14 protein-coding genes and 1 pseudogene are annotated in these 20,460 nt (G+C 62.4%); all 15 read left to right on the plus strand.

What is annotated here, in order from left to right; all coding sequences use genetic code 11:
- The first annotated feature begins 475 nt into the window (after nucleotides 1–475).
- The 15 genes and pseudogenes from nirB to J7E36_RS23040 all read left to right on the plus strand — a co-directional run bounded on the left by nirB (nucleotide 476) and on the right by J7E36_RS23040 (nucleotide 20,459).
- Entirely contained in the window at nucleotides 476–3,037 is a 2,562-nt protein-coding gene (nirB, locus tag J7E36_RS22970; protein WP_215008259.1) for a nitrite reductase large subunit NirB, read from the plus strand.
- Entirely contained in the window at nucleotides 3,037–3,417 is a 381-nt protein-coding gene (gene nirD, locus J7E36_RS22975; protein WP_215008261.1) for a nitrite reductase small subunit NirD, read from the plus strand. The genes nirB and nirD overlap by 1 nt, the downstream gene beginning before the upstream one ends.
- A 60-nt stretch (nucleotides 3,418–3,477) precedes the next feature.
- On the plus strand, nucleotides 3,478–3,918 hold the full coding sequence (locus J7E36_RS22980) for a CBS domain-containing protein (protein ID WP_215008263.1): 441 nt from the start codon (nucleotides 3,478–3,480) through the stop codon (nucleotides 3,916–3,918).
- 368 nt (nucleotides 3,919–4,286) lie between these two features.
- Nucleotides 4,287–4,796, plus strand: a complete 510-nt coding sequence (locus J7E36_RS22985) for a sigma-70 family RNA polymerase sigma factor (protein WP_215008265.1) — start codon at nucleotides 4,287–4,289, stop codon at nucleotides 4,794–4,796.
- Nucleotides 4,793–5,739 (plus strand): annotated as a pseudogene (locus J7E36_RS22990) (FecR domain-containing protein). Before J7E36_RS22985 ends, J7E36_RS22990 begins: the two are co-directional and overlap by 4 nt.
- A gap of 67 nt (nucleotides 5,740–5,806) precedes the next feature.
- Nucleotides 5,807–8,230, plus strand: coding sequence for a TonB-dependent receptor (locus tag J7E36_RS22995; protein WP_215008267.1), 2,424 nt, complete (start codon nucleotides 5,807–5,809; stop codon nucleotides 8,228–8,230).
- Nucleotides 8,231–8,549: 319 nt separating this feature from the next.
- The gene (locus J7E36_RS23000; RefSeq protein WP_215008269.1) at nucleotides 8,550–9,926 is read left to right on the plus strand and encodes a diaminobutyrate--2-oxoglutarate transaminase; all 1,377 of its coding nucleotides are present in this window, start codon (nucleotides 8,550–8,552) and stop codon (nucleotides 9,924–9,926) included.
- 172 nt (nucleotides 9,927–10,098) lie between these two features.
- Nucleotides 10,099–11,883, plus strand: a complete 1,785-nt coding sequence (locus tag J7E36_RS23005) for an IucA/IucC family protein (RefSeq protein ID WP_215008271.1) — start codon at nucleotides 10,099–10,101, stop codon at nucleotides 11,881–11,883.
- Nucleotides 11,876–13,087 (plus strand): type III PLP-dependent enzyme, encoded by a 1,212-nt coding sequence (locus J7E36_RS23010; RefSeq protein WP_215008273.1) that lies wholly within the window; start codon nucleotides 11,876–11,878, stop codon nucleotides 13,085–13,087. The genes J7E36_RS23005 and J7E36_RS23010 overlap by 8 nt, the downstream gene beginning before the upstream one ends.
- A 32-nt stretch (nucleotides 13,088–13,119) precedes the next feature.
- The gene (locus J7E36_RS23015) at nucleotides 13,120–14,490 is read left to right on the plus strand and encodes a DHA2 family efflux MFS transporter permease subunit (protein WP_215008304.1); all 1,371 of its coding nucleotides are present in this window, start codon (nucleotides 13,120–13,122) and stop codon (nucleotides 14,488–14,490) included.
- A 16-nt stretch (nucleotides 14,491–14,506) separates the two neighbouring features.
- Nucleotides 14,507–16,363 (plus strand): IucA/IucC family protein, encoded by a 1,857-nt coding sequence (locus J7E36_RS23020; RefSeq protein WP_215008275.1) that lies wholly within the window; start codon nucleotides 14,507–14,509, stop codon nucleotides 16,361–16,363.
- Complete coding sequence (locus J7E36_RS23025; RefSeq protein WP_215008277.1) at nucleotides 16,357–17,139, plus strand: HpcH/HpaI aldolase family protein; 783 nt, start codon at nucleotides 16,357–16,359, stop codon at nucleotides 17,137–17,139. The genes J7E36_RS23020 and J7E36_RS23025 overlap by 7 nt, the downstream gene beginning before the upstream one ends.
- Nucleotides 17,136–19,019 carry an IucA/IucC family protein gene (locus J7E36_RS23030; RefSeq protein ID WP_215008279.1) on the plus strand — a complete coding sequence of 628 codons (1,884 nt, stop codon included), beginning with the start codon at nucleotides 17,136–17,138 and terminating at the stop codon, nucleotides 19,017–19,019. Before J7E36_RS23025 ends, J7E36_RS23030 begins: the two co-directional genes overlap by 4 nt.
- 4 nt (nucleotides 19,020–19,023) lie before the next feature.
- Entirely contained in the window at nucleotides 19,024–19,842 is an 819-nt protein-coding gene (locus tag J7E36_RS23035; RefSeq protein WP_231286397.1) for an IucA/IucC family C-terminal-domain containing protein, read from the plus strand.
- The gene (locus J7E36_RS23040) at nucleotides 19,839–20,459 is read left to right on the plus strand and encodes an RraA family protein (protein ID WP_215008281.1); all 621 of its coding nucleotides are present in this window, start codon (nucleotides 19,839–19,841) and stop codon (nucleotides 20,457–20,459) included. The genes J7E36_RS23035 and J7E36_RS23040 overlap by 4 nt, the downstream gene beginning before the upstream one ends.
- The last annotated feature ends 1 nt before the right edge of the window (nucleotide 20,460 follow it).

The raw sequence follows: 20,460 nt of genomic DNA on the forward strand, positions 1-20,460 counted from the left end.
GTTTGATAGGAGCGGGCTTGCCCGCGAAGGGGTCGGCACATCGAACATCCCTGCAAGCTGACCCACCGCTTTCGCGAGCAAGCCCGCTCCCACAGACTGCACTTTTATGAAGCCAGCAGTACCGCACCGCACCATGGCAAGGCAGTCATTGGCTTGTGCATCCTACGCAGGCAGGCACGACACCACCGCCTGCAAACCCACGCCAGCAGGGGCTAAAGCCTGTGCACGAGGGTGAAATCAGCGGGTTGGCACGCTCGCTGCAAGACACTGCTCAGGCCCACCGCGAACACAATCGAGTGGGCAGCCCCGTCGGTCAACGAAGATCGAGCGCCATCAGGCCGGGGGATATCGGTAGATCGGGGCGCAGTCGCCGGGTCGATACCGCACAGAACAGGCAAAGACGCCTGGAACCGCAAGGTTTCAGGCGTCTTTTTTTTGCTTTCAAAATCGTGATGGGCTTTTGTCGGGTGCTTTTATGAACTCCAACGTTGCGTCTCTGAACAAGCTGCAAACGCTGATCGTGATCGGCAATGGCATGGTCGGCCATCACTGCGTCGAGCAACTGATCGAGCGCGGTGCGCTTAATCATTATCGCCTGCACGTCTTCAGCGAAGAGCCGATGCGTGCCTATGACCGCGTGCACCTGTCCGAGTATTTCTCCGGCCGCGATGCCGAGTCCCTGGCCCTCGGCGAAGCCGCGCTGTACCAGACGCCGGGCGTGACGTTGCACCTGGGCGTGCCGGTGTTGGAAATCGACCGCGAGGCCCGCCAGGTCGTCACCGCCCAGGAACGCATCAGCTACGACAAACTGGTGCTCGCCACCGGGTCCTACCCGTTCGTGCCGCCCATCGAAGGCGCCGAGGGTTATTCCTGCCTGGTCTACCGCACCCTGGAAGACCTCGATGCAATCCGTGCCGCCGCCAACAATGCCCGCCGTGGCGTGGTGGTCGGGGGGGGGCTGCTGGGCCTTGAAGCGGCCAACGCCCTCAAGACCCTCGGCCTGGAAGCCCATGTCGTAGAGTTCGCCCCGCGGCTGATGCCGGTGCAGTTGGACACCCAGGGCGGCTTGGCCCTCAAGGCCCGCATCGAGTCGCTGGGCGTCGGCGTGCACCTGTCCAAGGGCACCCAGTCCATCAGCGCCGGCGAGCAATACCGTTATCGGATGAATTTCGGCAACGACGACTTCCTGGAAACCGACCTCATCGTGTTTTCCGCCGGTATCCGTGCCCAGGATGCCTTGGCACGCCAGAGCGACCTGCAGATCGGCCCGCGCGGCGGCGTGGTGATCGATGACCATTGCCTGAGCAGCGACCCGGACATCTACGCCATCGGCGAATGTGCGGCCTGGAACGGCAGCATTTTCGGCCTGGTCGCACCGGGCTACCAGATGGCCCGTAACGTCGCCGCCCAGCTGTGCGGCGAGAACGCCGAAGCCTTCACCGGCGCGGACATGTCCACCAAGCTCAAGTTGCTTGGCGTGGATGTAGGTTCCATCGGTGACGCCCATGGCAACACCCCGGGCTCGCGCAGCTTCCAGTTCATCGACGAAACCAGCGCCAGCTACCGGCGCCTGGTGGTGGACGCCGACGGCAAGCGCGTGATCGGCGCGGTGCTGGTGGGTGACAACAGCTACTACGACACCTTGCTGCAATACATGCAGAACGGCATCGCCCTGCCCAAGGACGCGGCCAGCCTGATCCTGCCGACCTCCGAAGGCGCGCCGACGCTGGGCCCGGCCGCGTTGCCTGCTGCGGCGACCCTCTGCTCGTGCCACAACGTCACCAAAGGCTCGATTTGTTCAGCCATCGACAATGGTTGCACCGATCTGGGACAGCTCAAGTGCGACACCAAGGCCGGCACCGGTTGCGGCGGTTGCGCCGCCCTGGTCAAGCAGGTGTTCGAGCACGAACTGATTGCCCGTGGCGTCAGCGTCGACAAGAGCCTGTGCGAACACTTTGCCTACACCCGCCAGGAGCTGTACGCGCTGGTACGGGTCGAAGGCATCATCAGCTTCGATGAACTGCTGGCCAAGCACGGTCGCGGCCACACCGGTTGCGACCTGTGCAAACCAGCGGTGGGCTCAATCCTGGCGTCGTGCTGGAACCAGCCGATCCTGGACCCGTCCCTGGTGCCGTTGCAGGACACCAACGACACGTTCATGGCGAACATGCAGAAGAACGGCACCTATTCGGTGGTGCCGCGCATCGCCGGTGGGGAAATCACCGCCGACAAACTGATCGCCATCGGCGTGGTCGCGAAGAAGTACGACCTCTACACCAAGATCACCGGCGGCCAGCGCATCGACCTGTTCGGCGCCCAGTTGCACCAGTTGCCCGACATCTGGGCCGAGCTGATCGAAGCCGGTTTTGAAACGGGCCATGCCTACGGCAAGTCGACCCGCACGGTGAAGTCCTGCGTGGGCAGCACCTGGTGCCGCTACGGCGTGCAGGACAGCGTGCAAATGGCGCTGACCCTGGAGGATCGCTACAAGGGCCTGCGCTCGCCGCACAAGCTCAAGTTCGCGGTATCCGGTTGCACCCGCGAATGCGCCGAGGCCCAGAGCAAGGATGTCGGTGTGATCGCCACGGAGAAGGGCTGGAACCTCTACGTGGCCGGTAACGGTGGCATGCGTCCACGTCATGCCGAACTGTTCGCCACCGACCTGGATGACGAGACGCTGATCCGCTACATCGACCGTTTCCTGATGTTCTACATCCGCACCGCCGACAAGCTGCAACGCACCTCGGTCTGGCGCGAAAGCCTGGAAGGCGGCCTGGATTACCTCAAGGACGTGATCATCGACGACAGCCTGGGCCTGGGCGCTGAGCTCGAAGCCCAGATGCAGCTGGTGGTCGACCGCTACGAATGCGAATGGGCCAACACCCTCAAGGACCCGGACAAACTCAAGCGTTTCCGCACGTTCGTCAACGACGGGCGCGGCGATCCGGACGTTCATTTCGTCAGGGAACGTGGCCAGCGCCGGCCGGTTCATGCCGGCGAACTTCACCTGATTCCCGTCACCGAGGAGGTGCTCTGATGAGCCAGTCAAACGTCGTTCGTATTCCTGTTGCCCAAGCCCCTGTGCAATGGCGCGCCCTGTGCAGCCGTGATGACCTGGTCGCCAACTCCGGCGTGGTCGCTTGGCACGACGGCAGCCAAGTTGCGCTGCTGTACTTGCCCGAGCAGCAGCACAAGCCGCTGTACGCCATCGACAACCGCGACCCCAAGTCGGGCGCCAATGTCATCGGCCGCGGCCTCTTGGGCAGCATCAAGGGCGACTTGGTGATTGCCTCGCCGATGTACAAGCAGCATTTCCGCCTGGAAGACGGCCATTGCCTGGAATACCCGGAGCAGAGCCTGCGGGTGTGGCCGGTGCGGTTGAATGGTGATGTGGTGGAGATTGGTGAAGCGCCATAACAAGGCTTAAGGCCATGTGAGCACCCTGTGGGAGCCATTAATTCAAACCGGGAATTTGCAATGAAAACCGCCGCTCAACTGGTGAGACTCAAAAGTGTGCAGCACCAGCAGGTGCACTGCATCGCACCTGATCAGACGGTGCTCGAAGCGTTGCAGATCATGGCCGATAAGAATGTCGGTGCCTTGCCGGTGATTGAAGACGGGTACGTCGTAGGGGTGTTCAGCGAACGCGACTACGCACGAAAAATGGTCCTGCACGGACGTTCATCGGTAGGGACGGCCGTGCGCACCGTCATGAGTGCGCCGGTGATCACCGCTGACAGCCAGCAGAGCATCGAGCGCTGCATGGAGGTCATGACCGACAGTCATCTGCGGCACTTGCCGGTGCTGGATAACGGACAGTTGATCGGCCTTCTGTCAATTGGCGACCTGGTGAAAGAGGCCCTCGTCGAACAGGCTGATCTGATCCGGCAATTGGAACATTACATTCGCGGGCATTGAGCCTTTTTGCGCAACAGGTTCCTGTGGGAGCAAGGCTTGCCCGCGATGTAGTCAATGCGGTTTGCCACGAAACCGAGGCGCCCTCATCGCGGGCAAGCCTTGCTCCCACAGATTCAATGGCAACTACAGGCCCCGTCCGGGCCGGGGCTGGCGCAGCAGTTCGATCTGCTGGGCCGGAATCAATTCGCAAACCGGCGCCCTTGATCCCAAGGGCGCTTTTTTCTTTTTTTGCGCACAGGAAAACGGCGTTCCAAAGCCCTGGTTTCCCAGCATCTACACATTTTCCTGCACAAAGGACTTGGATTAGCCTGAGAACCTTAATTAGAATCAGTCTCATTTAAGACACTCCATGCGCAGGGCTTCTTGACATGTTTGATGCAGCTACGCCAAAGGAGCACCCCCTCCATGCGTTGTACCGCGATCATGGCGGCTGGCTGGAAAGCTGGCTGAGACGGCGCATGGGCAATGCCTGGGATGCGGCGGACCTGCGTCAGGATACCTTCCTGCGGGTATTGTCCAGCGCTCAGCCCTTGGCTGACCTGCATGAGCCCCGCGCCTACCTGCTGACAGTCGGCAAGCGACTGCTGAGCAATTTCTACACCCGTCGCAACCTGGAACAGGCCTACCTTGATGCGCTGGCAAGCCTGCCCGAAGAATGCGTACCGTCTCCGGAACAACGCTGGTTGCTGCTCGAAACCCTGCAAGCCCTGGACGAATTGCTCGATGGTCTGCCGCCACGGGTGCGTCGGGCTTTTTTGTGGAGCCAGCTGGAAGGGCTGGGCTACCGCGAGATCGCCGAGCGCATGCAGGTGTCCGAACGTACCGTCAAGCGCTACATGGCCCAGGCTTATGAGCATTGCCTGCTGGTGGACTTTTGATTCGCCCGGCACCTTCGCCTGAAGCCCGGGACGTTGCCCGGGCAGCTGCTCGCTGGCTGGCCATGATGGAATTTGGCGGCAACGAGTTCGATGCCGCCGGTCTGCAACGCTGGCGCGACAGCAGCGATCACAACGAGGCCGCCTGGCAGAAGGCCCAGCGACTGCGCCAGCGATTTGCAGGGGTTCCGGCTTCGCTGGGCATGGCAACCCTGGATCGCCCGTCCATATCACGACGTGCCGTACTCAAGCGTGCATTGAGCGTGGCTGCACTGGTACCGACTGCCTGGATGCTGGGGCGGGAGCTGCCGCTGGAGGCCTGGCGCGCCGACCTGCACACCGCCACGGGTGAACAGCGACGCTGGTCGCTGGTCGATGGCAGCGCCTTGCAGTTGAACACCGACAGTGCCGTGGACCTGGACCTCAAGGCCCGGCGCCTGGTGCTGGTGCAAGGCGAGATGGCCCTGAAGGTCAGCGGCGTCACGCCATTGGCCGTCCAGGCGTCCTATGGGCTGATCACCGTCAGCCGGGGCGAAATCTGCGTGCGCCTGGGAGAGCGGGGTTGTCGGGTTTCGGTGCTCAGTGGTGCCGCACAGTTGCAACCGCTGCACGGCCCTTCATTGAGGCTGGATCAGGGTGAGCAGGTCAATCTCCAGTCCGCAGGCGCGGGCCAGTGGGCACGTTCGACGTCGCGCAACCGGGTTGGCGTGACGGCGTGCTCATGGCACAGAACCAGCCGCTGGGTGACTTTCTCCGCGAGCTGGGCCGTTATCGTCCGGGTGTGTTGCGCTGGGACGAGGCCGTGGAGGCGCTGCGGGTCACCGGCAGTTTTCGCCTGGAAAACACCGATCGAGTCCTGCAGGTGCTCTGCGCCAGCCTGCCGCTGGATGTACAGGCACGCACTCGTTATTGGGTCACCTTGACGCTTCGTAAAAATATTGCCTGAAGCCTGTCCCCTTTTTTTGTCTCGCTTGTCATTCAAGGCAAGTGCACAAAAACGAGAGCTCCTTCCAATGTCCGCAGTCGTACCTTTGCGTTTTCGCCCGGCCTTTGCCGGCTGGCGTCCGCTGTTGAACCTGAGTGTCATGCTGAGCCTGGGCGCCAGCCCGTTTTTCATCTCATCCAGCTACGCCGAAGAGGCGGCCCGGCGCAGCTATCAGGTTCCGGCCGGCAGCCTCAGCGCGGCGTTGACCCGCTTTGCCGGGGTGGCGGGCGTCAACCTCTCGGTGGACCCGACCCTGGTGAGCGGTCGCAACAGCGCCGGGCTCTCCGGCGAATATGGTGTGGAGGAGGGCTTTGCCCGGCTGTTGCAGGGCTCAGGCCTGCAATTGCAACCGGTGGGTGAACAGGCCTACATCCTGAGCCCGGCGCCGGAAGGCGGCAGCCTGCAACTGGCACCCACCTCGATTCTCGGCGCTGCCGGTTCGCAGGAGGGCGAGGTGTATGCCGGCGGCCAGGTCGCCCGTCGTGGTTCCCAAGGCCTGCTCGGCTCCCGTGATTTCATGGAAACGCCGTTCAGCATGACCACCTACACCAGCGAGACGGTCAAGAACCAGCAGGCTCGTACCCTGGGTGACCTGATCAACAGTGACCCCTCGGTGCGTTCGACCAACCCGGCGGGTGGGCGGTATGAGCAGTTCACCATTCGCGGTTTCAGCCTGTTCAACAGCGACGTTTCCTACAACGGTTTGTACGGCGTCTTGCCAACCTATTCGATCGACATGGAAATGGCTGATCGCGTGGACATCCTCAAGGGACCGAGCCAGCTCATCAATGGCATTTCGCCGCGGGGCAGCGTAGGGGGCGGGATCAACGTGGTGCCCAAACGTGCCACCGACAAGCCCATCGCCTCGTTCACCGGCAGCTATGCGTCCAACAACCAGCTCGGCGGTGCCGTGGACGTCGGCCGGCGTTTCGGTGAAGACAACAAGTTTGGTATCCGCTTCAACGGCGTGAAGCAGTCCGGCGATACCGAATGGGATCACCAGAGCGTGGATCGCGACATGGCCGTGCTGGGCCTGGATTTCCGCGGTGAGCGCCTGCGTCTCTCCACGGACATCGGCCACACCGAACGCGACACCGATGCCCCGCAAGAGCGCGTGCAGGTTGCCGCCGCTGCGCCGGTTCCCCATGCCAGCGACGTGCGCAGCAACTATGCGCAGTCCTGGAGCAAGGCACGCACCAAGGACACGTTCGGCACGGTAAGCGCCGAGTACGACGTCAGTGACTCGACCATGCTGTACGGCGGCGTGGGCGCGCGCAAAAGCAATCATGACTTTCTCCGGCACGCCGTTTCGGTTACCAACGCGGCGGGCGATTTCACCGTTTCCCCCCGCGACTTTACCCGGGATGAGAATGTCCAGACGGCCAATGCAGGGGTGCGCAACTGGTTCCATACGGGCCCGGTGAGTCATGAGGTCAACCTGGCCGCCAGCTATTTCTACATGGACTTCACCAATGGCGGCGCACGCTATGCCAATGGTCGCAGCAACCTGTACGACCCGGTGGACACGCCGACGCCAAGCAACCCGACGCGCCAGGACGACAAGGTCTACACCGAGAATCGTTTCAGTGGCGTGGCGCTGTCCGACACGTTGGGTTTCTTCGATGATCGGTTGCTGCTGACCCTCGGCGCGCGCTGGCAGCGGGTCAAGGTCGATGACTGGTCGAACGACGTCAAGGGCGACACCGCCTACGATGAGGAAAAGGTTTCGCCGTCGGGCGGCATCCTGTTCAAGGCCACCGATAAGTTGTCGCTGTACGCCAACTATATGGAAGGCCTGAGCCAGGGCAAGATCGCGCCGTCTACTTCAGTTAACGAGGATGAGATCTTTCCACCGTTTATCAGTCGGCAGGTCGAAGTGGGGGCCAAGTACGACGCTGGTCCGTTCGCCCTCACCGCCGCTCTGTTTCGAATCAAGCAGCCGGCTTACGCGACCGACGCCACGACACGCGTCTTCGGCCCGAACGGCAAGCGCGAGAACACCGGTGTGGAATTGAGCGTGTTCGGCGAGCCCGTCAAAGGCACTCGCTTGCTCGGTGGCGTGATGTACATCGACAGCGAACTGACCAACACCACCGGCGGCGCCTTCGACGGCAACCGCGCACCTGCCACCCCGAAATACAACGTCAACCTGGGTGCCGAGTGGGACGTGCCAACTGTGCAGGGGTTGACCTTGACCAGTCGCGGCATCTATTCCAGCTCGCAGTACCTGGATCAGTCCAACGACAAGGAAATCGATTCGTGGGTGCGCCTCGACGTCGGTGCACGCTATGGCTTCAAGGTCGATGAGAAAAACATCACCTTGCGAGCCAATATCGAAAACGTGGCAAACAAAAACTACTGGGCCTCGGCCGGTGCCTCGGATGACAGTGAGCCTGGCCTGACCTTGTCGACCCCGCGCACCTACCTTCTGTCGGCTACCGTCGATTTCTAAGCCGCAAACAGCTCCATGGAAGGAGCTGTTTATGCTGGAGCTTTATATCGTTTTGATATTGGTTGATATTAATGTGCAATTAACGGAGTAACTTACTCGATATAAAAACCGACTTATTAAACCTTTCGCATCGATATCAATGCGCCTCTAATGATGGATTTTTTCTTAATCACTCGATTTAATTCGAGCGATATCTCCTGCCTGTCGATTAATCAACTTTGACGTCTGTCGCTGCTTGTTTTTTATTTGCAATTACATATTGCACTGATCAGCGAATGATAATAATTTGCATGTCGGGACTTATCAGGGCTGATTACTCATGTTGAACCAAAGCGTTGCGCGCATCGAATCCTTGCCGAAAGACAATGCTCATTATCTGGGCCGCCAAGGCCAATTCGAATCCAATGTTCGTAGTTATCCACGCAAGTTACCGCTGGCGATTGCCAAGGCTCGCGGCGTGTGGGTGACGGATGTGGAAGGCAGGACCTATCTCGACTGCCTGGCCGGAGCCGGGACCCTGGCCTTGGGCCACAACCATGAAGACATCATCGCCAGCATCGATCATTTCATGGCCTCGGGCATGCCGATGCACACCCTGGACCTCACCACTGCGCAGAAAGATGCCTTCAGTGAAAAACTGCTGAGCCTGCTGCCGGGCCAGGGGCGTGACTATTGCCTGCAGTTCTGTGGGCCCTCCGGCGCGGATGCCGTGGAGGCGGCGCTCAAGCTGGCCAAGACCTTCACCGGGCGCAGCAACATCATCAGCTTCAGCGGTGGATATCATGGGATGACCCACGGCGCATTGGCGGTAACGGGCAATACCGGGCCGAAAGACGCCGTGGCGTCCTTGATGCCGGGCGTGCAGTTCATGCCGTATCCCCATGAATATCGTTGCCCGCTGGGTATCGGCGGCGAAGCCGGTGTCGAAGCGCTGTCCCATTACTTCACCCAGTTCATCGAGGACGTGGAAAGCGGCGTTTCGCTGCCGGCGGCGGTGATCCTGGAGGCCGTGCAAGGCGAGGGCGGCGTCAACTGCGCGCCAACCTGCTGGTTACGCCGTATCCGCGAGGTGACCCAGCGGCACGGCATCCTGCTGATCGTCGATGAAGTCCAGGCGGGCTTCGGTCGTACCGGCAAGATGTTTGCCTTCGAGCACGCCGGGATCGAGCCGGACGTTATCGTCATGTCCAAGGCAGTGGGCGGCGGGCTGCCGCTGGCTGTGCTGGGCTTCAAGCGTGAGTTCGATGCCTGGCAGCCGGGCGCTCACACCGGGACATTCCGTGGCAACCAGATGGCCATGGCCACGGGGCTGGCCACGCTCAACGCTTTGCAGCAACAGAATCTTCCCGCCCAGGCCGAGCGCCGTGGAAACTGGCTCAAGACTCGACTGGTGGAACTGCAGCAACGCTTCCCGGCCCTCGGCCAGGTTCGGGGGCGCGGGTTGATGCTGGGGATCGAGATCGTCGACGAACGCCAGGCGCCTGATCGGTTGAACAGCCACCCGGGAGACCCTTCCCTGGCCGTCGCCATCCAGAAACAGTGCTTCGACCACGGGTTGTTACTGGAACGAGGGGGGCGCCAAGGCAACGTGATCCGTCTGTTGCCGCCGTTGATCATCGACGACCAACAGTGCGCCCTTGTGCTCGAACGATTTGAAATGGCCCTGCAAGCGGCACTTTTGCAAGAGCGCAATTAAACCCATAGCCCAACGATGGGCGTGACGCTGTAAGCCTTATCCATCGCTAGATAAACAGCATTAAGCACTTTCCGATTATCGGAGGGGCGGGCAACTGTTGTGTTCGCTAAATGCGTTTTGAACTTGCCCAGACATGAAGTCATCCGTAACCCGTGGGTTACGAGGAGCAACTATGCAACATTCTGATCGTATTGTTTTATCCCGTCGCGTCAGTGAATTGGCGAGCACCCGTGCCTTGCTCAATTGTTTGATCAAAGAGTTCGCACTGCCGGAAAACTGCCTCGACTATCACTGGCCCGAGGATATGCAGGGCATCGCGCCCGGAAGTTATCTGGAAGGGCTGCAATTCAAGGGCATTCCCCTGACCATCAGCCTGCCCAACGGCCAGCAGTTCTTCGTGATGGTGGATCGTCGCGACCGTCTCGGCAGCCATCGCTACCTGTCCGATGTCTATGCGCGCCAGGGCGATGCGCCGTGGTGCCACCTGGCGTTTCCCGAATTCGTCGCCCGATTGCTCGGCGCCTGTGAGCACATGACCCGCGCCAGCAACGATGAATTGCTGGCCCAGGTGCTGCAAAGCCAATCCCTCACCGCCGCCATCGTCGCCCACAACATGGACGGGGAGGGACCTGCGCCGCTGAGCAACTACCTCGCCAGCGAGCAGGGGTTGTGGTTCGGCCATCCGAACCATCCGGCACCCAAGGCGCGGTTGTGGCCTGCCCACCTGGCCCAGGAAACCTACGCCCCGGAGTTCCAGGCCCGCACGGCGCTGCATCTGTTCGAGGTGCCGCGCGACGGGCTGTGCATTTCCGCCAACGGGCTGACCGAAGAGCAGGTATTGGCCGGGTTCGCCGACCAGGGCGGCGCGCAGCCGGGCCGGGCGATCATCTGCCTGCATCCGGTCCAGGCGCAGTTGTTCGTGCAGGACCGACGGGTGCAGCAGTTGCTGGAGCTGGGCGAATTGCGAGACCTGGGCGCCACCGGCGCATTGGCCAGCCCGACGGCGTCGATGCGCACCTGGTACATCGAAGGGCACGACTATTTCATCAAGGGGTCGTTGAACGTGCGCATTACCAACTGCGTGCGCAAGAACGCCTGGTATGAACTGGAAAGCACCTTGATCATCGACCAGTTGTTCCAGCGCCTGCAGCAGACCCAGCCGCACACCCTGGGCGGGCTGTCCACGGTGGCAGAGCCGGGCTCGTTGAGCTGGGCACCGAAACACGCCAGCGAAGCCGACGGCCACTGGTTCCGCGAACAGACCGGGGCGATTCTGCGGGAGAACTTCTGCCGCCACGCCGGTGCCGACGTCAGCGTCATGGCCGGTACGCTGTTCGCCCGGGACATTCATTCCCAGCCGCTGGTCCATGAGTTCCTGCACGCCATCAACGGCCGCGCACTGGACGACGGGCAGTTGCTGGACTGGTTCGACCGCTACCAGGCGCTGTTGCTGCGCCCGGTGCTGGCACTGTTCTTCAACCACGGCGTAGTGATGGAGCCGCACCTGCAGAACAGCGTGCTGATCCACGACAACGGTCAGCCGCAGCAACTGCTGCTACGGGACTTCGAAGGGGTCAAGCTGACCGAAGAGCTGGGCATGGCCGGTATCGACATCGGCCTGCATCCCCGCGTGCGCCAATCGTTGCTCTATAGCCGTGAACAAGGCTGGAGCCGCATCACTTATTGCCTGCTGGTCAACAACCTGTCCGAGGCGGTGCTGGCCCTGAGCTGGGAGCGCCCGCGCCTGGCACCGCTGATGTGGGAGCGGGTCGCGCGGCAACTGCGCAGCATCCGTGAGGAACTGGTCCGGCCCGCGCCGGAACTGGATGCGCTGATTGCCGGCGAGTCGATTCCCTGCAAAACCAACTTGAAGGTCCGTCTGGCCGCCAAGGCCGACCGCCAGGCCGGTTACGTCAGCCTGCGTTCGCCCTGGGGTACGGAGGTGCGCTATGCCTGATCTGCCCGAAACGGTGATGGCCGCCATCGACGGCGCCCGGCGCAGCAGCGAAGACCCGTTGGCACTGTTCGTTTACGACCTGGACGCGCTGACCCGTCACGTCAGTGAGGTCATGTCCGCGCTGCCTGCCGGTGTGGAGTTGTATTACGCGATCAAGGCCAACAGCGAAGCGCCGATACTTGAGGCGCTGGCCCCGTTGGTCAGCGGCTTCGAGATTTCCTCCGGCGGTGAAATCGACCGGGTCATGGCGTGCCCGATACACAAGCCCTACGTGTTTTCCGGCCCTGGCAAACTCGACTCGGACCTGCAGGCCGCTCTGCAAAGCCAGGTCGAGGCCATCCACCTGGAAAGCCTCAATGAAATCGACCGCTTGCAACGTCTCGCGCAACGGGCGGGCCGCGTCCAGCCGGTGTTCATCCGCATCAACCCGCAATTGCCATCGACCCTGTCGAGCAAGTTGGCGATGGCCGGCACCGCAACCCCTTTTGGCATCGATGAAGCCGAGCTGCCTGAAGCGGTACGGCGGGTGCAGGCTTTCAGCCACCTGAGCCTCAAGGGTTTCCATGTGCACGCGATGTCCCACCAGAACTCGGTGGAGCGTCACGAGCAGTTGCTGGATTTCTATCTGCAACGCTGGATTGAATGGAAGTCGCTGGCGACAGGGGATGGGCAGCCGACCCACCTGAATGTCGGTGGCGGCATTGGCGTCGACTACCTGACCGGGCAGCGGTTCGACTGGCAGCGGCTGTGCCGGCACCTGGGCAAGTCCCTGGCCACCCATGAACAGCCGCCCGTGGTGCGTTTCGAACCCGGGCGTTTCATCAGCGCATGCTGTGGCTATTACGTGATCGAAGTGCTGGACGCCAAGAGCAGTCATGGCGAGCACTTCCTGGTCTGCCGTGGGGGGACCCATCAGTTCCGCCTGCCAGCGGCCCAGAGTCATGATCATCCGGTCATTCACTTGCCGCGCCGGCGCAAGCCTCAACCCGACACCGCAAAGACCTGGACCGTGGTGGGCCAGCTGTGCACGCCCAAGGACGTGCTGAGCCGGGGCCGCGCGCTGCAAGGTGCCGAGGTGGGTGACCTGCTGGTGTTGCCCTTGGCTGGCGCCTACGGCTACAACATTTCCCACGCGGACTTCCTGTGCCATCCGCGTCCGGTGCAGCACTTTGTCAGCGCCCTCATGTCGGGAGCGGCGTTGTGACAGCGCCGCGTCACTGGGTAGTGATCAACGTGATGCTGGGCACGCTCACGGTCAGCCTCAACAACAGCTCCCTCAACCCGGCGTTGCCAGCGTTCATGGAGGCGTTTGCCATCGGTCCGCTGATGGCGACCTGGATCGTCGCAGGGTTCATGACGGCCATGGGCATGACCATGCCGCTGACCAGCTTCCTCAGCCAGCGGGTCGGCCGAAAGCGTCTGTACCTGTGGGGCGTGGTGCTGTTCATTGGTGGTTCGTTGATGGGCGCGATGGCCAATTCCATTGGGCTGGTGATCGCGGCACGGGCGCTCCAGGGGGTTGCCAGCGGGCTGATGATCCCTTTGTCCCTGGCGATCATTTTCTCGGTGTATGCCAAGGACGAGCGCGGTCAGGTGACGGGCGTATGGAGCGCCGTGGTGATGCTGGCGCCGGCGCTGGGGCCCCTGTGCGGAAGCCTGCTGCTGGAGTGGTTCAGTTGGCGCTCGCTGTTCCTGATGAATGTGCCCATCGGGCTGGTGGCGCTGATCCTCGGCGTGGGCGTGTTACCGGCTTGCGAGCCGCCGGAGCGCAAGCCTTTCGACTTCGCCGGGTATGTGTTGATCGCCTCGGGTATTGGATTGCTGATGGTCGCCGCCAGTCGCTTGCACCACGCCGACGGCCTGGTGGACCCGCTCAACCTGAGCATGCTCGTGGCCGGCGTGCTGTGCCTGGTGGCCTTCGTCCGTGTGGAGTTGAGCCGTCCTGAGCCGTTGCTCAACCTGCGGATCTTCAACCTGCGCGGCTACCGCCTGAGCGTGATCATCGCCGTGGTGCAATCGGTGGGCATGTTCGAGTGCCTGGTGCTGGTGCCACTGCTGGTGCAAATGGTGCTGGGCTACAGCGCGATCTGGACCGGCCTGGCCTTGCTGTGCACTGCCGGGTTCGCCAGCCTGTTCGGGCAGATCGGCGGCAACTTGCTGGACCGCTATGGGCCCCGAGCGGTGGTGGCAGTGGGCATGCTCCTGACTGGCGCGGCGACCCTGGCCCTGGGGATGCTACCCCCCCAGGCCACCATTACCACGGTCTTTGTACTGATGATGGTGCGCGGCGCCGGGCTGGGGCTTTCCTATATGCCGGTGACCACCGCCGGGCTCAACGCCCTGCCGGAACCGATGGTTACCCAGGGCGCCGCCATGAACAACATCTCCCGGCGGCTCGTGTCCTCGCTGGCCATCGTCATTGCTTCGCTCTGGCTGGAAATGCGCTTGGGTACCGAGGTCGGTTCGGTGCTGCGAACCTCTGGCGCCATCAGCGAAGTGTTTATCGCCACCGGCGTGCTGATTTTGCTGGCCTTGCCCTGCGCCTGGCGCTTTCCCATGCCGGAACGGACGGCCGAGGCGCCGTCCATTGCCCTCGAACAACGTTGATAGATAAGGAATCCCCATGACGATTTTTGAACACGCGCCGCTGTCCACCGCCCCAGGTGCCTGGCTGGCGAACACCCATGCCGATGTCTGTGTGAAAGTCCAGCAGCGGGTGGTCGGTCAATTGCTGCAAACCCTGCTGTACGAAGACGTGTTGGCGTACCAGTGCCAGGCGCTGGAAAGCGGCCAGTATCGTTTCATCGTGCAAGGTACCGATGCCGCGCAGAACCCCGTGCAATACCAGTGCACCGGCCTGCGCAGCAGCAGTTTCGAGCTGATCCGCCTGGACCACGCCAGCCTTGAGCGGGTCGATGCCGCAGGCCGGTCCGCAGCGCCGGACCTGCACCAGGCGTTGGCCGAACTGCTCGGCGGGTTCGAAGGCAGTGCCCACCTGCCGCGCTTCATCCAGGAGCTGGAGCAGACCCAGCTCAAGGATCTGCAATCGCGCCACCAGGGCTACAGCGCCCCGCGAGCAGCCCATCGGCTGGACGTGGACGCGCTGGAACAGCACTTCATGGACGCCCACAGCTACCATCCTTGCTACAAGTCACGGATTGGTTTCTCCCTGCAGGACAACACCCGCTATGGGCCGGAGTTCGCCAGCCCGATTGCCATCGTCTGGCTGGCCGTGGCCAAGTCCTGCGGGGCGATGAATCATTCGAGCAAAATTGATTTCGACGCGTTCATCCGCCAGGAGGCCGGGGAGTCCCGTCTGCAACAACTGGCCGCGACCCTCGAAGGCCGTGGTCAGTCGCCGGACGATTACTGGGTGATTGCCGTTCATCCGTGGCAGTGGGAAAACACCATCGTCCCGACGTTCTATCCCGAGCTGATCAGCGGTGAGCTGATTGACCTGGGTGTCTCGCAGGACCAGTACAAGGCCCAGCAATCGATCCGCACCCTGGCCAACGCCAGCACCCCCGAGCGCCCTTATGTCAAGCTGGCGATGAGCATGACCAACACCTCCAGCACGCGGATCCTGGCGCGGCACACGGTCATGAACGGGCCGATCATCACTGACTGGCTGCAACAGCTCATCGCTACCGACAGCACCGCCCGCGCCCTGGACTTCGTCATCCTCGGCGAAGTGGTCGGCGTCAGCTTCAGCTACGACCACCTGCCGGCCACCCGTGCGCCGCAGGCCTACGGTACGCTCGGCGCCCTCTGGCGCGAAAGCATCCACGGCTACCTCAAGCCCGACGAGCAAGCCGTACCGTTCAACGGCCTGAGCCACGTGGAAAACCGCTACGGCCAGGGCGAACAGGTGCCGTTCATCGACGCCTGGATCGCCCAGTACGGCTTGCACGCCTGGACCCAGCGGCTGCTGGACGTCACCGTGCCGCCGATCATTCATATGCTCTACGCCGAAGGCATCGGCATGGAGTCTCATGGCCAGAACATCGTGCTGATCGTCAAGGACGGTTGGCCGCAACGCATCGCCCTCAAGGATTTCCATGATGGCGTGCGTTATTCCCCGGCGCACCTGGCGCGCCCGGAACTGTGCCCGACCCTGGTGCCGTTGCCCGACAGCCATGCAAAGCTGAACCGTAACTCGTTCATCCTCACCGACGATGTCAACGCGGTGCGCGACTTCTCCTGTGATTGTTTCTTCTTCATCTGCCTGGCGGAAATGGCGATCTTCCTGCGCCAGCACTATCAGCTGGACGAACCCCGTTTCTGGCAGATGACCGCTGGCGTCATCACCGCCTACCAGGCCGCGCACCCTCAGCATCGCGAGCGCTTTGCATTGTTCGACGTATTTGCGCCCGCCTATGAAGTGGAAGAACTCACCAAGCGCCGCCTGCTGGGTGACGGTGAGCGGCGCTTCAAATCGGTGCCCAATCCGCTGCACGCATTCAGGCCGCAGGCATGCTGAGAACCAATCAACTGAAGCTCAAGATCGGCGCGGGGCAGGCCGCCTACGGCCTGATCAGTTCAATTCCGTCGGCCATGGCAATCGAGCTGATCGCCGAGGCGGGCTATGACTTCGTGATCATCGACATGGAGCATGTGTTGATCAACCCGGAAACGGTCGAGCACATGATCCGCATGGCCGAGGCCTACGCCATCACGCCGCTGGTACGGGTTGCGGACCTGAATCCGAAAACCCTGTTGCGCCTGCTCGACGGCGGTGCCCAGGGCATCGTTTTGCCCATGATCGAAAGCCCCGGGCAACTGGCCGATGCGATTGCGGCGTGCAAATACCATCCGCTGGGGCGACGCAGCCTGAACGCCGGGCGCCCCGGTTCGTTTGGCAAGCACAGCCTGGCGGACTATGTGGCGTTGGCCAACGAGCAGATCATGGTGGTGGCGATGATCGAGAGCGCCGAAGGCGTCCGGCGGGCAGCGGATATCGCGGCAGTACCCGGCCTGGACCTGATCCTGGAAGGCGCAGCGGACCTGTCCCAGTCCCTCGGTACGCCCTGGCAGATCAGCACGCCAACGGTGCAACAGGCCTTGCTGGACACCTGGCAGGCGGCCCGCGACGCCGGCATTCCCTATTGCGCGATTCCTCGCCAACCCGACGACCACGCCCGCTGGCGTGGCCGGGGGGTGAACACGTTTGTGCTGGGCGACGAGCGCGGTATCGCGTTCCGCGCCCTTCAGGGCCGTCTGGCCACACTTTCTTCACAAGGACATGAATCAAAATGACAACCCTGACCTCACAGGCCCTGGGCCAAGCTGCCGACCTCGTTATGCAGGACCTGGTGGACTGCTTGCTGGCCGAGCATTTCTTCGGCATCGGTCCGGCGCCGCTGGTGACCATTGACGATTGGCAGCAGGCCCATCCAGCGGCCCCGACGCTGACCGGAGTGACCGCAAGGCAGCGCATCTGGGACTGGTGCTACGACCCGAGCGAACAGCGCTTCATCAGCATTGCCTTGCGCCAGGGCATTACCCAGCAATGGGAGAAAGTCCCCGGCACGCCGGTACTGGCGCGCCAGGAAGAGCAATGGACCGTCCTGTCCCCGGAGGATTTCATGAAGCGTGCGTTCGGCTCGATGGCCGAGCGTTTCAAGGACAACGATAAAGGCTTGGCGCTGTTTCTCGACGTGCTGCGCACCAGCGTCGCCCAGACAGCCTTGTCCCTGTCTCACGCTGTCGATGAGCGAGACCTGATGGCCCAGGCCCCGGCGACTTTTTTCCGCATCATGGAGCAGTGGGCGTCACTGCGTGATCGTCCGTTTCATCCATTGGCGAAAGCCAAGCAGGGGCTCGACGATGAGGAATATCAGCGTTACCAGGCCGAATTCGCTCGCCCGGTGGCCTTGAACTGGGTGGCGGTTGACCACGCGCTGCTGCAATGCGGCGAGGGTGTGGGCGACCTGGCGCAGTGTTATCCGGCGCAATATCTGCTGCCTGAACCCTTGCAGGCCCGGCTTGCCGGGGAGATGCAGGCGCGCGGCCTGGCCGACAGCCACATCGCGCTACCGGTCCATCCATGGCAATGGGAGCACGTGCTCGACAAACAGCTGGGGGACGCCTTCGCCAAGGGTGATTGCCAGCGCCTGGATTTCAACGAAGGTGATTTCTTCGCCACCTCGTCGCTGCGCTCCATGACCCCGTGCTTCGACAGCGCCCATTACCTCAAACTGCCCATGGCGATCCATTCCCTGGGCGCGTCTCGCTACCTGCCCGCGGTAAAAATGATCAACGGTGGCCTGAGCGAAGCCTTGCTGCACGAGGTGCTGGACAAGGACGCCACCCTGCGCCAGTCGCTGCACCTGTGTGACGAGGGCAAGTGGTGGGCGTTCATGCCGCCGCAGGCCACGCTGTTCGACGAAGCGCCGCGGCACCTGTCGGCGATGGTCCGGGGCTACCCGGCTGCGCTGCTCGCCGACGCCGACACGCGGCTGCTGCCCATGGCTGCCCTGGGCACGCCGTTGCCCGGCAGCAACCGCCACTTCTTCGATGACTGGATGCAGTACCGCAACCTGCCGGCCGGCGCTGAATCGGTCATGGCCCTGTTCCGCGAACTGGCCCATAGCTTTTTCGACATCAACCTGCGGATGTTCCGTCTCGGCATGCTGGGTGAAGTCCACGGCCAGAACGCGGTGCTGGTCTGGAGGGACGGACACGCCGAAGGCCTGCTGCTGCGCGACCACGATTCGTTGCGCATTTTTGTGCCGTGGCTTGAGCGCAACGGCATGGCGGACCCGGTGTACCGAATCAAGAAAGGCCACGCCAACACGCTGTACCACGAGCGTCCGGAAGACCTGTTGTTCTGGCTGCAGACCCTGGGCATCCAGGTCAACGTGCGGGCGATCATGGACACCCTGGCGCAGGTCTATTCGATTCCGGTATCCGGCCTGTGGCGAGTCTTGCGCGAAGTGCTGGACCAGTTGATCGAGACCATCGACTTCGACGACGAGGCGCGGGCGATGATCAGGTACCAGTTGTTCGATGCGCCAGATTGGCCGCAGAAGCTGCTGCTCACGCCAATGATCGAGCGCGCCGGCGGCCCGGGCAGCATGCCGTTCGGCAAGGGCGAAGTGGTCAACCCGTTCCGCCGGCTGTCGCCGGAGGCCTGAGAGGATGGCCGTCCTTCCCATGCGCGTGGCTGAACCGGCATTCGCCACTGCACCCAGCGGCTTCACGGCGGGCGAATGGGCGGTGCTCAATGGCCCCTTGCGGTTGAAACCTGCCGGGGAACACGATTCGTCGCGCTCCCTGATGGCCCATGAATTGTTGAATGGCGGGGTGTGCCTGCGGCTGCTGGACGAGTTGACCCCCATTCTCGGTTCACCGTCCCGGGCGATCACCGCTTCGCTGCTGAGCAAGCGAATAGCGTTTCTGACCACCAACGCGTGCCTTTATGCATTGTCGGCGTGTGACAAGGGGCTGCGGCTGTCCTTGGACAATTGCATCATTGAGTACGGTCATGACGATGGACTCTGGACCTCATCGATGCCGCTGCTGGATCTCGAGCCGCGGGTCTACGCCGCCGGCGAGCGAGAGATCTGGCGCGAAGCACTGGTGCACAGTCTGTTCGCCGGGTTGCTCAAACCGATGTGGGAGCTGTTCGCCCAGGTCAGTAGCATTTCCCGGCGCATCCTCTGGGAAAATACCGCGGTGCGGGTCTATTCGCTCTATGAAAAGCGCTTGGACAGCCTGCAGGATCCGGCCGCACGCCGGCGCATCGATGACGACTTCGATTGGTTGCTGAACCAGGCCGACCCTGCGTTGTTCGGTCTGGACTACAACCCGCTACGGTATTTCCGCCGTGCCCCCATGCCCGTCGACAGCGGGGGCTGTCGACGGCTGCGGCGCACCTGTTGTTTCTATTACCAGGCCAGCAACCCGGTCGAATACTGTTCGGCCTGCCCGTTGCTGCGAAAGAGAAAAAAGACATGAATGACTCAATCGCTTCACCGCCAGCGGACATGGCCAATTCGCTGCTGACGCAATACCGAGGCATCGCTGCCTCCACCATCGGGCATTTCTCCGACAGCGGTTATCTACGGGGGGTCCGCCCGCTGTTGGACAACCTGCACATGGTCGGCAGGGTGGTCACAGCCAAGCTCTTCACGCCCGATGGCAGCGTTCTGCGCGAAGCGTTGCTGCTCAGCGAACCCGGGGATGTGTTGGTAGTGCAATGTGTGGGCGACCCCGACTGTGCCTGCTGGGGCGAGTTGCGCACGTTGGCGGCCCTCATCAAGGGATTGGCCGGGGTGGTGGTCTGTGGAGCGGTGACTGACGTGGTTGCCTTGCGTACGCATCGCCTGCCGGTGTTCAGTCGTAGTGTCAGCGCGTTCACGACCCGCAGCCTCGGCCTCGGCGGGGAGGTCAACCAGCCGATCGAGGTGTCGGGCGTGGTAGTACGTCCGGGCGATATAGCCATCGGCGACGATGACGGCGTGTTCATTCTCAGCCCGCAAGAAGCCATCGAGATGCTGCCCAGGTTGCTGGCAAAAGAGCAGGCGGATCAAATCAAGAGGACCGAGTTCCTGCAACGCGTGCAGGCGCGCTGAC

Origin of the sequence: Pseudomonas fluorescens (assembly GCF_018614775.1) — a bacterium.
Classification (GTDB): Bacteria; Pseudomonadota; Gammaproteobacteria; order Pseudomonadales; family Pseudomonadaceae; genus Aquipseudomonas; species Aquipseudomonas fluorescens_BY.

What these genes read in the sequence shown, in the direction of transcription:
- nirB (WP_215008259.1), top strand. Translation starts at nt 476, where the DNA reads ATGAACTCCAACGTTGCGTCTCTGAACAAGCTGCAAACGCTGATCGTG.
- nirD (WP_215008261.1), top strand. Translation starts at nt 3,037, where the DNA reads ATGAGCCAGTCAAACGTCGTTCGTATTCCTGTTGCCCAAGCCCCTGTG.
- J7E36_RS22980 (WP_215008263.1), top strand. Translation starts at nt 3,478, where the DNA reads ATGAAAACCGCCGCTCAACTGGTGAGACTCAAAAGTGTGCAGCACCAG.
- J7E36_RS22985 (WP_215008265.1), top strand. Translation starts at nt 4,287, where the DNA reads ATGTTTGATGCAGCTACGCCAAAGGAGCACCCCCTCCATGCGTTGTAC.
- J7E36_RS22995 (WP_215008267.1), top strand. Translation starts at nt 5,807, where the DNA reads ATGTCCGCAGTCGTACCTTTGCGTTTTCGCCCGGCCTTTGCCGGCTGG.
- J7E36_RS23000 (WP_215008269.1), top strand. Translation starts at nt 8,550, where the DNA reads ATGTTGAACCAAAGCGTTGCGCGCATCGAATCCTTGCCGAAAGACAAT.
- J7E36_RS23005 (WP_215008271.1), top strand. Translation starts at nt 10,099, where the DNA reads ATGCAACATTCTGATCGTATTGTTTTATCCCGTCGCGTCAGTGAATTG.
- J7E36_RS23010 (WP_215008273.1), top strand. Translation starts at nt 11,876, where the DNA reads ATGCCTGATCTGCCCGAAACGGTGATGGCCGCCATCGACGGCGCCCGG.
- J7E36_RS23015 (WP_215008304.1), top strand. Translation starts at nt 13,120, where the DNA reads ATGCTGGGCACGCTCACGGTCAGCCTCAACAACAGCTCCCTCAACCCG.
- J7E36_RS23020 (WP_215008275.1), top strand. Translation starts at nt 14,507, where the DNA reads ATGACGATTTTTGAACACGCGCCGCTGTCCACCGCCCCAGGTGCCTGG.
- J7E36_RS23025 (WP_215008277.1), top strand. Translation starts at nt 16,357, where the DNA reads ATGCTGAGAACCAATCAACTGAAGCTCAAGATCGGCGCGGGGCAGGCC.
- J7E36_RS23030 (WP_215008279.1), top strand. Translation starts at nt 17,136, where the DNA reads ATGACAACCCTGACCTCACAGGCCCTGGGCCAAGCTGCCGACCTCGTT.
- J7E36_RS23035 (WP_231286397.1), top strand. Translation starts at nt 19,024, where the DNA reads ATGGCCGTCCTTCCCATGCGCGTGGCTGAACCGGCATTCGCCACTGCA.
- J7E36_RS23040 (WP_215008281.1), top strand. Translation starts at nt 19,839, where the DNA reads ATGAATGACTCAATCGCTTCACCGCCAGCGGACATGGCCAATTCGCTG.